We start from the raw sequence: 11,985 nt of genomic DNA on the forward strand, positions 1-11,985 counted from the left end.
GGCCGGGACGGTGGAGGGTGTTGCGGTCACGGTGTCATCTTCCGGTTGGGTTCGAGGAGCTGGGCCAGGTCCGCGATATGCAGAATGCCGACGACATCTTCGCCTGACGTCACCACGTACTGCGCGCCCGGGTGGGTCTGTACGGCCTCCATCACCCGCTCGCCGTCCATCCCGACCGGCAGTGTGGGAAGTGTGCCCAGCGACCGGGCCACGGCGTCCACCGCCAGCCACGGTTGGCGTTCGACGGGCACCGCCCCGGCGGCGGCCGGGTCGACCAGCGCCACCGGCCGGCCGGTGGAGTCGGTGACCACCAGGGCGGAGCCGGGCTGCCCACCCTCGGCGCGTCGGCGCTGGGCCTCGGCCAGGGGCGTACCGGTGGCGACCGGCCAGACCGGCCGGGCCAGCCGGGACAGGTCGATCAGCGGGAAGCGGCGGCTGACCCGGGCTGCCCGGATCGACTGCCCGGCACCGCGCCAGAGGGTGACGGCGACCAGCAGCATCAGCGGCAGCGCCAACGGCGCCAGGTAGTCGGCGAGGGTGAGCAGCAGCACCAGGGCTGCGGTGCCGACGGCGACGACGCGGCCGGCCCAGCCGGCGACCTCGGTGCCGAGGTGCCGGTCGCGGGTCAACCCCCACACGGCGGCGCGCAACGCCCGGCCGCCGTCCAGGGGCAGCCCGGGCAGGCTGTTGAACAGCGCGACGATGACGTTGCTGAGCGCGAGCTGGAAGGCGAGTTGGTGGGCCACTGTCTGTTCGGGCAGGGCGAGCGTGGCGGCGACCGCGAGGACGCCGAGCACCGCGGAGACCGCCGGGCCGGCCAGCGAGACCAGCAGGTCGACGCGGGGCGACGGGGCGTCCCGGTCCATCTCGGTGTAGCCGCCGAGCAGTTCCAGGGTGATTCCGCGCACACCGATGCCGTACCGCCGGGCGGTGAGGGCATGGCCCAGCTCGTGCAGCAGCACCGAGCCGAGCAGCGACACCACGAAGCCGAAGCCGATCAGGTAGCCGCCGATCTGCGACAGGTCCAGCTGCCGGCGGGCGAACTCGGAGTACAACACGGCGATGAGCACCGCGAGCAGGACCATGGAACCGTTGAGGTGCAGCGGCACCCCGAATACCCGGCCGACGTTCAGGCCGAGGCGCCGGTCGGGTCGGCGCGGCGGCCGGGATGTCTGCTCCATCGGCACGATGCTACGGACCGTCGCTGTGCGGGGCGGGCGGCGGTCGGTGTCACACCGGTGCCCTAACCTTTGCCGACATGACGGCGGAATCGGTCACCACCTCCCAGCCCTCCTCCCCGGCGCAGGCGCCGCCGACGGTGCGGGCCTCGCTGTCCCCGTCACGTGCGGCGGATTTCAAGACCTGCCCGTTGCTCTACCGGTTCCGCAGCATCGACCGGCTACCCGAACGCACCACCGTCGAGCAGGCCCGGGGCACGCTGGTGCACGCGGTGCTGGAGCGCCTGTTCGACCTGCCCGCGCAGGGCCGCACGCCGGCGGCTGCCGGTGATCTGGTGGCGCCCCAGTGGGACCGGCTGGTCACCGAGCAGCCGGAGCTGGCCGGGATCTTCGACGGCGCGGAGCCGGCTGGCCCGGTGGAGTTCCTGCGGTCCGCCGCCGGGCTGTTGGAGGGCTACTTCGCCGTGGAGGACCCGACCCGGCTGGAGCCGGCCGAACGGGAGAGCCTGATCTCGGCGGTGGTCGACGAGGAGTTGCTGATCCGGGGCTACCTCGATCGGCTGGACGTCGCTCCGGACGGCGCGCTGCGGGTGGTCGACTACAAGACCGGCGGCGCCCCACGGGAGGCGTTCGAGGCGCGAGCGCTGTTCCAGCTCAAGTTCTACGCGCTGGTGCTGTGGCGCACCCGGGGGGTGGTGCCCAAGGTGCTGCGGCTGCTCTACCTGCGCGACGCCGAAGTGTTGGATTACACGCCGGACGCCGACGAGCTGGTCCGCTTCGAGCGCACGGTGGTCGCGCTGTGGCGGGCGATCGAGCAGGCCACCGCCCGGCAGGATTTCCGGCCCCGGCCGAGCCGGCTCTGCGACTGGTGCAGCCACCAGGCTCTGTGCCCCACCTTCGGCGGCACCCCGCCGCCGTTCCCGGTCGCGGCGGCGAGCGCCGATCCGCTGCGCGACTCCCGGTCCGCTCCGGTGGCCCCGGGCGCCGACGAGTGACGTCCCTGGGGCGGCGCTCACGCCCGGCGCGGTGAGGCCGGTCCGGCCCCTACGGCTCTGACCGCTCGGGCCGGGCCCGGGGCGTGCCCCCGCCGACGCCACACGACCCGACCGAAGCAGCCCCGCGCCGGTCGGGACAGCGCGACGAGCCGGCCTCTACGGTGGTCCGCGACGCACCGGCCTGGGTGCGCGAGGATGACCGCTGCGGCAGCACGGTGTCGGCGTGGGGACGGGAGACGAGATGACCGATCGGGTGGCCTCGGCGCGGCCGGTGCGGATCCTGCTCGCCGACGACCAACCGCTGCTGCGTACCGGCTTCCGGATGGTGCTGGGCGCCGAGGGCGACCTGGACGTGGTGGCGGAGGCCGGTGACGGCCTGGAGGCGGTGGAGCTGTCCCGCCGGCTGCTGCCCGACGTCGTACTGATGGACATCCGGATGCCCCGGATGGACGGGGTGGCCGCGACCCGGGCGATCGTCGAGGCCCGACTGCCGGTGCGGGTGCTGGTGTTGACCACGTTCGACCTGGACGAGTACGTGGTGGGCGCGTTGCGCGCCGGCGCCAGCGGGTTCCTGGCCAAGGACGTGCCGGCCGAGGAGTTGATCACCGCGATCCGCACGGTGGCCGGCGGCGACGCGGTGGTGGCGCCCCGGATCCTGCGACGACTGTTGGACCGCTTCGCCGAGTTGCTGCCCGACCCGGCGGCGACCCCGTCGGCGGCGCTCAACGGGCTCACCGACCGGGAACGTGAGGTGCTGGTGCAGGTCGCCAGAGGGCTGTCCAACGCCGAGATCGCGGCGGTGCTGTCGGTCAGCGAGACCACCATCAAGACTCACGTCGGGCACGTGCTGACCAAGCTGCGGTTGCGCGACCGGGTGCAGGCGGTGGTGCTGGCGTACGAGTCGGGTCTGGTCCGTCCCCGGGCGTAGCCTCCGCCGGTCCGGATACCTCCCCCGGCGTACTCGAAGATCCCTCCGTGGGGGGACGGCCGCCGTTGCCGTCGTCACCTACCGTGACCGGAGATGGCTCGGCGCGGTTGACCCTCTCGTGGGGTCGGCTCCTGGCGTCGGGTCCGGCAGCGTTTCGCCGGTCGAGAAAACAGGTCGACCGGCCGTCGGATCAGGGGCAACCCTGACCCGGCATGGGGGTGCACCCGCAGCGGGAAATCCGCGCCGGGTCCCCCCGTGGGCGGACGGGTCGGGCGCTCGCAGCGCCGATGATGGGAACAGTCGCGCCGGACCATCGGGGGGCGGCGCGTATGGGCAGAGACGGAAGAGGTAGATGACGTGACCGCGACGGTAGGCCAGCACGCGCAGGCCGCGGCCCGGGCGAACGACGTGTGGAAGGTGTACGGCAGCGGCGAGGCGCAGGTCATCGCGCTGCGGGGGGTCAGCGCGGAGTTCGAACGCGGTCGCTTCACCGCGATCATGGGGCCGTCCGGTTCCGGCAAGTCGACGCTGATGCACTGCCTGGCCGGCTTGGACTCGGTGACCCGGGGCACGGTGGCGATCGGTGAGACGACGGTCACGGGGCTCGGCGACGCGGGGCTGACGAAGCTGCGCCGCGACAAGGTCGGCTTCATCTTCCAGCAGTTCAACCTGCTGCCGACGCTGACCGCCAAGGAAAATATCCTGCTGCCGCTGTCGATCGCCGGCCGCAAGCCCGACCCGGCCTGGTACGACACGGTGATCGACACGGTCGGCCTGCGGGACCGGCTGGATCACCGGCCGGCGCAGCTCTCCGGCGGGCAGCAGCAGCGGGTGGCGTGCGCCCGAGCGCTGGTTTCCCGCCCCGAGGTGATCTTCGCGGACGAGCCGACCGGCAACCTGGACTCGCGCTCCGGCGCCGAGGTGCTGGGCTTCCTGCGCAACTCGGTCCGCGAGCACGGGCAGACCATCGTGATGGTCACCCACGACCCGACGGCCGCAGCGTACTCCGACCGGGTGGTCTTCCTCGCCGACGGAGAGATCGTCTCGGAGCTGATCGAGCCGACCGCCGAGACGGTGCTGGACACCATGAAGAAGCTGGACACTCCGGCCGAGGTGGGCAACTGATGTTCCGGGCGACACTGAAAAGTCTGCTGGCCCGCAAGGTCCGGCTGATCCTGTCCGGGCTGGCGGTGGTGCTCGGCGTGATGTTCGTGTCCGGCGCCTTCGTGCTCACCGACACGCTGGGCCGCTCCTTCGACTCGATCTTCGCCGACGCTTCGTCCGAGATCGACGTGAACGTCGCGGCGAAGCCGAAGGTGGAGGTCAACGAGGTCGAGGGCGAACAGACCGCCAACCCGCTGCCGGCCGCCGTGGTGGACCGGGTCAAGCAGGTGCCGGGGGTGGCTTCGGCGACCGGTGTCGTCGCCGCCGACGGCGCCCGGGTGATCGGCAGCAACGGCAAGGTGGTGACCTCGTTCGGTCCGCCGCAGTTGGGTGAGAACTGGACCGGCGAGGGTGAGCTGCTCCAGTTGCGCGACGGGCGCGCCCCACAGGCCGACGACGAGATCGTCATCAACAAGGCGCTGGCCACGGCGGCGAAGGTGCAGGTCGGCCAGAAGGTCGGCGTGCTCACCGCGTTCGAGTCGAAGAAGCGGGAATTCACCCTGGTCGGCGTTTCCGGCTACAGCGGTGACCGGGACTCGATCGGTGGTGCCAACGAGGTCTTCTTCACCACGCCGGTGGCACAGCGACTGATGCTCGGCGAGCCGGACGTGTTCAGCAGCATCACCGTGCGCACTGCCGGTGGGATCTCCGACGAGACGCTGCGCGACGACGTGGCCCGCGCCCTCGGCGCCGATTACGAGGTGAAGACCGGCGAGCAGGTGGCAGCGGACGCCTCGGCCGGTCTGAAGGAGGGCCTGTCCTTCTTCAACAAGATCCTGCTCGGCTTCGCCGCGGTGGCGCTGCTGGTGGGCACCTTCCTGATCCTCAACACCTTCTCGATCATCGTGGCCCAGCGCACTCGGGAGTTGGCGCTGATGCGCGCCATCGGGGCCAGCGGCCGGCAGATCATCGGATCGGTGGTGCTGGAGGCGATCGCGGTCGGGCTGATCGCGTCGGTGCTCGGCCTGGCGGCCGGCATCGGGGTCGGTGCGCTGCTGGCGTTCCTGTTCGGCAAGCTTGCCGGTGGGCTCACCCTGGCCGGTATCGGTGTGCCCGCGGCCGCGGTGATCGGTTCGTTCGCCGTCGGCCTGGTCATCACCGTCGTGGCGGCGCTACTGCCAGCGCTGCGGGCGTCCCGGATCCCGCCGATCGCGGCGATGCAGGACGTCGCCACCCCGGACCGGCCGTTGACCAAGGTCACCGTGGCCGGGGCGGTGGTCACCGGCATCGGCGCGGTGCTGCTCTTCCTCGGGCTCAGCGGCAACGCCGGGGGGCAGACGCTGGCCACCATCCTGGGCGGTGTGCTGTTCGCCTTCATCGGGGTGGCGCTGCTGACCCCGCTGATCAGCCGACCGGTGGTGAGCCTGCTCGGGGCGATCTTCTCCTGGTCGGTGCCGGGCAAGCTGGGTCGGCTCAACTCCGGGCGCAACCCGCGCCGCACCGCGATCACCGCCGCCGCGCTGATGGTCGGCATCGCGCTGGTCACCGGTGTCACGGTGATCCTCGACTCGGCGAAGGGCAGCATCAGCGCGCTCGCCCAGGACACCATCAAGGCCGAGCTGGTGATCGCCGGCGTTCAGGGCGGTCCACGTCCGCCGACCTTCGACCCGGGTGTGCTGGACCGGGCGAAGACCCTGCCGGGCGTTCAGATGGTCGACGGCGAGTACGGCGACATGGCGAAGCTCGACGGCGAGAGCTCCTGGGTCGCGGCGAGCAGCGAGCCCGCGTCGCTGCGGCAGATCTTCGGCGCGAAGGCCACCGCCGGTGACATCGACCGGCTCGGGCCGACCCAGATGCTGGCCAGCTCCGACACCGCCACCTCCCGTGGCTGGTCGGTGGGCTCGACGGTGAACGTGCAGCTGACCCGGGGTGAGGCGCGGACGTACACCGTCAGCGGCATCTACGAGTCGTCGCAGCTGCTGAACCCGGTGACGCTGCCGCCGGCGGCGGCGAAGGACTTCGCCATCCCGCAGCCCATCCAGGGCTTCATCCAGCTGGCCCCGGGCACCCCGGTGGCCGACGTGCAGCCGCAGGTGGAGGCGCTGCTCGCGGACAGCCCCGAGGTGTCGGTGGCCGATCGGGACGCGTTCATCAAGCAGCAGACCAGTCAGGTCGACGGGCTGCTCACGATGATCCAGATCCTGCTCGCCCTGGCCATCGTGATCGCCGTGCTCGGCATCATCAACACCCTGGCGCTGTCCGTGCTGGAGCGGACCCGCGAGTTGGGTCTGCTGCGGGCGATCGGCCTGCGCCGGTCGCAGACCATGGGCATGATCACCGTGGAGGCGGTGGTGATCTCCGTGTTCGGCGCGCTGCTCGGCGTGGTGGTGGGCACCGGCCTCGGTGCCGCGGTGGTCGAGGCACTCAAGGACGAGGGGATCACCGACCTGGTCCTGCCCTGGGGGCAGATGGGTGTCTTCCTCGGTCTCGCCGCGATCATCGGCGTGGTCGCCGCGGTGCTCCCGGCCATCCGGGCGGCCCGGATCAACGTCCTGGGCGCGATCGCCCACGACTGAGGTGGACGAAGGGCCCCTGCTGCGCCATGTGCGTGGCAGGGGTCTTTCTCAGGCTGCGGCCCGGTCGGTCAACAGCTCGGCGAGCAACTCCAGGTCCACGTCGGTCAGGCTCTCCACCTGGTGTACGCCGGCAGTGCTCGGCAGTGCCACCTCCGCCGGTACGGCCAGCACCGCCGCGCCGGAAGCGACCGCGCTGGCCACCCCGGTCGACGAGTCCTCGATCGCCACGCAACGCTCGATCGGCACGCCCAGCAGTCGGGCAGCGGTCAGGTAGGGCTCGGGGTGCGGCTTGGCCGCGACGACCTCGTCACCGCAGACCACCACGTCGAAGTTGTCCCGGCCCAGGGTGTCCAGGGCGATCTCGACCAGCGCCCGACCGCTGGAGGTGACCAGCGCGGTGGGGATCGCCGCCGCGCGGACCGCGCTCAGCAGGGCGAACGCGCCCGGCTGCCAGCGCAGACCGGTGCGGAACAGCTCCAGGATCCGGGTGTTGATCCACGCCGCACTGATCGCCGGATCCCGTTCGGGCTGCCCCAGGTCGTCGTGGAGGATGCGCATCGAGTCGGCCATGCTGGTGCCGACGATCGACCGGCGGGCGTCCGCGGAGAGTTCACCGCCGTACTCCCGTGCGAGTTCCTGCAGCGCGACATCCCACAGCTTCTCGCTGTCGACAAGCGTGCCGTCCATGTCGAAGAGCACGGCGGCGGGGTGATGGCTGTTCAGCGGATCCTCCAGGGTCGTGGCCGACACCGGCGATCCTGCCAGGCCCGACCATCGTCGGTGACCGCGATGGGCCCCGACGTGATCCGGGCAACCCCCTCAGCCCAGGTCGCAGGGCTCAAGGGAGCGCTCGTAGCCGCGGAAGAACGAATCGGTGCGCTGCTCGGAGGTGCCGTGCGAGCCCTCCGCGAACCACGGCTGGTCCGGGTCGTCGCCGACCGCCGCCACCCCCTCCCGGAACTCGTCCAGGTCGCCCTCGGCCAGGGTCAGCACACCGGAACGGACCGAGTCGCCGAGGTACGCCCCGGCCATGCAGTCGGCCTGCAACTCCTGCTGAATGGTGAAGCTGTAGTTGATGCCGAGCCGCACCTGGATGGCGTGGGCGTACTCGTGGCCGAGCAGGTAGAACACGAACGCGTCGCCGACCTCGCGGAACGCCGCGACCGACCAGGCGACGTCGTACGCGATGAAGTCGCCCTGCGAGCAGTAGACCGCGTTGTTGCGGGGCAACGGCTGGCCGCCGCAGGACACCTCACCGGCCCGCTGGTACGGGGTGATCCGCCGGACGGGTTGGAACCTCTGCCCGGACGCCTTGAACTGGGCCGCCCAGTACCGCTCGGCGATCGCCTGCGCGTCGGCGACGTCCTGTTCGAACTCGGCGACGCTGGTGGTGCTGTCGGCCCGGGTGGTGCGCGGCCCCGGGGAGGCCTGCGACCGGTCCGGCGCCGGGCGCTCGCCCTCCGGCTCGGCCAACCCGCCTCCGGCGCAGGCGAGCGACACCAGCGCTGCGACCAGCAGGCCCGCCAACGGGACCCGGGCGTCGCGTCCTGACCGTGTCCCCACTGTGCCTCCCCAGACATCGGTGCTCGCGCTGCGCAGTACCCCGACGATACGACCGCCACGCCCACGCACCGGATTCACGCACGGCTGGGCCGGACGGTTCACGGCGCTGGCGCCTGGCCGCCACAATGGCTCGGGGGCGGTGAGGACGTCCGGGAGGAGCGTCGTGCACGAGTTGGGCAGCCGCCTGCGACGTCAGCCGGCGCCGCCGCACATCGTGTGGCGGTCGCTGCGCGACCCGTACGAGGCCGGCAGCCGGCCGTGGCTGGAGCTGCGCGACGACGAGGTGCCGCCCCGGGTGGTGGCGGGTTACGCGCCCGTGCTGCTGGTGTGGTCATCTCTGTGGCCGCACCGGTTACGGGACCGCCTCCGCTTCGACCTGGCCGCTGCTCCTATGGTCAGTGACCTCGGTCAGCCGCTGGACTCACGGCCGCGCTGCCAGGTGCCGCCCTGGTCGCCGTGTCGCTCGGCCTCATACCGTTGCTGCCGGCCCCGGGCATCCCGACCAGCCGCGGGATCGTCGCCGACCCGACCAGCCTCCCGCCCTCGCCAAAGCACAACCCCGAACGCCGTACCAGCCACCGCCGCAAAAACCCCAACGACCACCCACACAGTCCCCATCCCGCCAACCTAACCCCCACCCACCACCCCTTTCCTGCGCGTGATCAAGAGGTTGGCGTCGCCCCGCCCGGCGTGTCGTGACGCAAACTTCTTGATCGACAGATCAGGTGGGGGTGGGGTGTCCGGGTGGGGGTGTGGGCTTCGACGTTTCTTGTGAGGCGGTGCCGGGGGCGGCACCAGCGGCAGGAGGAGACCACTGTGAAGTACATGATTTTGCTTTATGGGTCGCAGCAGGACTACGACGTGCTGTCCGGCCGGGCGACCGACCGACCGGCCATGTCGGCCGAGCAGATCGCGGCGATGCACCAGCACATGGAGACGTTCCACCAGGCGCTGGCCGAGTCCGGGGAACTGGTCGACGCCCGGGGCCTGAGCGAGCCGGTGCACGCGCGCCGGGTGCAGGTCCGCGAGGGCGCGCCCGTGGTCACCGACGGCCCGTACCCGGAGACGCAGGAAGTCCTCGCGGGTTACACGATCGTGGAGTGCGCCAGCTTCGACCGGGCCACCGAGATCGCCGCCGGGCTGGTCGACCCGGATGCCCCCGGCGGATACGTGGACGTGCGGCCGGTGCTGGGCGGCTTCGAGGAACTGGCCGGCTGACTGGTGGACACGCCCGTCGAGGACCTGCTGCGCGAACTGGCGCCGCAGGTCCTCGGCGCGCTGGTCCGCCGCTACGGGCACTTCGACACCGCCGAGGACGCGGTGCAGGAGGCGCTGATCGCCGCGGCGGGCGGTTGGCCGCGCGACGGCGTACCGGAGAATCCGCGTGGTTGGTTGATCACTGTCGCGTCCCGCCGGCTGACCGATCTGCTGCGCCGCGAGCAGGCTCGGATGCGGCGGGAGGACACCGTGGCCCGGTGGGTGCTGCCCGAGCAGTGGCGCGCCCCGGCGGCCGATCGACCGCCGGCGGACGCCGACGACACGCTCACCCTGCTGTTCCTGTGCTGCCATCCGGCGCTGTCGCCCGCGTCGCAGATCGCGCTCACGCTGCGCGCGGTGGGCGGGTTGAGCACCGCCGAGGTGGCGCGCGCGTTCCTGGTGCCGGAGGCGACGATGACCCGGCGGATCAGCCGGGGCAAGCAGCGCATCCGCGACAGCGGGCTGCGGTTCGCGCCACCCACCGGGGCGGAGCGCGCGGACCGGCTCGCCGCCGTGCTGCACGTGCTCTATCTGATCTTCACCGAGGGGTACGCGCGCACCGCCGGCCCTGGTTTGTTGCGCGCCGACCTGACCGCCGAGGCGATCCGGCTGACCCGCCTGGTGCACCGGCTGCTGCCCGAGGATCCCGAGGTCACCGGGCTGCTCGCGGTGATGCTGCTCACCGACGCCCGCGCCCCGGCCCGGATCGACCCGCACGGCGAGTTGGTGCCGATGGCTGAGCAGGACCGCGGCCGGTGGCGGGCCGACCAGATCGCCGAGGGGGTCGACCTGATCACCGGGGCGCTGCCGCGCGGGGTCGTCGGGCCGTACCAGCTCCAGGCGGCCATCGCGGCCGTGCACGACGAGGCGCCCAGCGCGGCGGCCACTGACTGGGCGCAGATCACCGCCCTGTACGAGGTTCTGTTGGGTATCAACGACAACCCGGTCGTGGCGCTCAACCACGCGGTGGCGGTCGCGATGAGCCGCAGCCCGGCGGCCGGGTTGGCGCTGCTCGCCGACCTGGCCGACGACACCCGACTGGCCGACGATCCCCGACTGCCGGCCGCCCGTGCCCACCTGTGGGAGTTGGTCGGCGAGCGGGTCGCGGCGCGGGAGGCGTACCGGTTGGCGGCCTCCCGGTCGACGAACCTGGCGCAGCAGCGCTACCTGCACGCCCGCGCCGACCGCCTGGTCGACGACCCATCGGCAGGTGATGAAGGAAGGGTCCCTTGTTGACGCCTGGCGTCAACAAGGGACCCTTCCGTGCGGCGGAACGGTTTAGGGGCTGGCGGCCAGGAAGACGAAGGCGGCCATCAACACCAGGTGTACGCCGCCCTGCAGCACGTTGGCCCGGCCCGGCACGACGGTCAGCACCGCGGTCACCGCGGTCAGCGCGAGCAGCGTGAGTTGGGTGCCACCGAGGCCGAGCAACAGCGGCCCGTCGAGCCAGATCGAGGCGATCGCTATGGCCGGGATGGTCAGGCCGATGCTGGCCATCGCGGAGCCGAGCGCGAGGTTCAGACTGATCTGCACCCGGTCGCGGCGGGCCGCGCGAGCGGCGGCCAGGGTCTCCGGCAGCAGCACGAGCAGGGCGATGATCACGCCGACGAACGCGTGCGGCAGGTTCGCCGCCGCGACGCCGGCCTCGATGGTCGGGGAGACGGTCTTGGCGTCGCCGACCACCGCGACCAGCGCCACCAGCAGCAGCCCCAGGCTGACCAGCGCCGCGCGGGTCGTCGGCGGCCTCGCGTGCTCCTCCGTTTCGATGACCTCACCCCGGCTGTCGACCGGCAGGAAGTAGTCGCGGTGCCGGCCGGTCTGCACGAGCACGAACAGCCCGTACAGCGCCAGCGACGCGACGGCTGCGAAGGCGAGCTGGGCCGGGCTGAACTCCGGGCCGGGCCGAGCCGTGGTGAAGGTCGGAATGACCAGACTCAGGGTGGCCAGGGTGATCACGGTGGCCAGCGCCCCGCCGGTGCCCTCCGGGTTGAACACCGCGACCCGTCGGCGCAGCGCCCCGAGCAGCAGGGAGAGGCCGAGTATCCCGTTACAGGTGATCATGACGGCGGCGAAGACGGTGTCCCGGGCGAGCGACTGTGTCTTCTCCGGCCCGCTGATCATCAGCGTGACGATGAGGGCGACCTCGATCACCGTGACCGCGACGGCGAGCACCAGCGAGCCGTACGGCTCCCCCACCCGGTGGGCCACCACCTCCGCGTGGTGCACGGCCGCGAGCACCGCGCCACCGAGCAGCACCGCGACCACCACGATGACAGGCCCGGGCAGGTTCCGCCCCCAGGTGACGACGAGCATCAGGACGGCGAGCACGGGTACGACAAAAGTCCAGTCGGTCATGCGGGAGCGAAGGAGGGCGGCCATGACAT

At 71.9% G+C, this 11,985-nt stretch carries 10 protein-coding genes; 6 read left to right on the top strand and 4 right to left on the bottom strand.

The window, feature by feature from the left end:
- Positions 1-26: 26 nt before the first annotated feature.
- Positions 27-1,181, bottom strand: a complete 1,155-nt coding sequence (locus ABZT18_RS18545; protein WP_354995975.1) for a site-2 protease family protein — start codon at positions 1,179-1,181, stop codon at positions 27-29.
- Between the two features lie 77 nt (positions 1,182-1,258).
- On the opposite strand from ABZT18_RS18545, the gene ABZT18_RS18550 reads away from it, so the two are divergent.
- The 4 genes from ABZT18_RS18550 to ABZT18_RS18565 all read left to right on the top strand — a co-directional run bounded on the left by ABZT18_RS18550 (position 1,259) and on the right by ABZT18_RS18565 (position 6,781).
- Positions 1,259-2,173: a RecB family exonuclease gene (locus tag ABZT18_RS18550; protein WP_354995976.1), complete on the top strand. Its 915-nt coding sequence runs from the start codon at positions 1,259-1,261 to the stop codon at positions 2,171-2,173.
- A gap of 241 nt (positions 2,174-2,414) precedes the next feature.
- A complete protein-coding gene (locus ABZT18_RS18555) occupies positions 2,415-3,101 on the top strand; it encodes a response regulator transcription factor (RefSeq protein WP_354995977.1) in 687 nt (228 codons plus the stop codon).
- Positions 3,102-3,458: 357 nt separating this feature from the next.
- Complete coding sequence (locus ABZT18_RS18560; RefSeq protein ID WP_354995978.1) at positions 3,459-4,226, top strand: ABC transporter ATP-binding protein; 768 nt, start codon at positions 3,459-3,461, stop codon at positions 4,224-4,226.
- Positions 4,226-6,781 carry an FtsX-like permease family protein gene (locus ABZT18_RS18565; RefSeq protein WP_354995979.1) on the top strand — a complete coding sequence of 852 codons (2,556 nt, stop codon included), beginning with the start codon at positions 4,226-4,228 and terminating at the stop codon, positions 6,779-6,781. Before ABZT18_RS18560 ends, ABZT18_RS18565 begins: the two co-directional genes overlap by 1 nt.
- 48 nt (positions 6,782-6,829) lie before the next feature.
- On the opposite strand, the gene ABZT18_RS18570 is transcribed toward ABZT18_RS18565, so the two are convergent.
- Both ABZT18_RS18570 and ABZT18_RS18575 read right to left on the bottom strand, forming a co-directional pair.
- Positions 6,830-7,480, bottom strand: a complete 651-nt coding sequence (locus ABZT18_RS18570; RefSeq protein WP_354996090.1) for an HAD family phosphatase — start codon at positions 7,478-7,480, stop codon at positions 6,830-6,832.
- A gap of 120 nt (positions 7,481-7,600) precedes the next feature.
- On the bottom strand, positions 7,601-8,344 hold the full coding sequence (locus tag ABZT18_RS18575) for a neutral zinc metallopeptidase (protein WP_354995980.1): 744 nt from the start codon (positions 8,342-8,344) through the stop codon (positions 7,601-7,603).
- Positions 8,345-9,169: 825 nt separating this feature from the next.
- On the opposite strand from ABZT18_RS18575, the gene ABZT18_RS18580 reads away from it, so the two are divergent.
- Complete coding sequence (locus ABZT18_RS18580; RefSeq protein WP_354996091.1) at positions 9,170-9,562, top strand: YciI family protein; 393 nt, start codon at positions 9,170-9,172, stop codon at positions 9,560-9,562.
- The gene (locus ABZT18_RS18585; protein ID WP_354996092.1) at positions 9,563-10,837 is read left to right on the top strand and encodes a DUF6596 domain-containing protein; all 1,275 of its coding nucleotides are present in this window, start codon (positions 9,563-9,565) and stop codon (positions 10,835-10,837) included.
- A gap of 42 nt (positions 10,838-10,879) precedes the next feature.
- Here the strand turns inward: ABZT18_RS18585 and ABZT18_RS18590 are convergent, their stop codons facing one another.
- Positions 10,880-11,980, bottom strand: coding sequence for an ionic transporter y4hA (locus tag ABZT18_RS18590; protein WP_354995981.1), 1,101 nt, complete (start codon positions 11,978-11,980; stop codon positions 10,880-10,882).
- Positions 11,981-11,985: the final 5 nt, after the last annotated feature.

Source organism: Micromonospora sp. NPDC005291, from assembly GCF_040607415.1.
In the GTDB taxonomy this organism is placed as follows: Bacteria; Actinomycetota; Actinomycetes; order Mycobacteriales; family Micromonosporaceae; genus Micromonospora.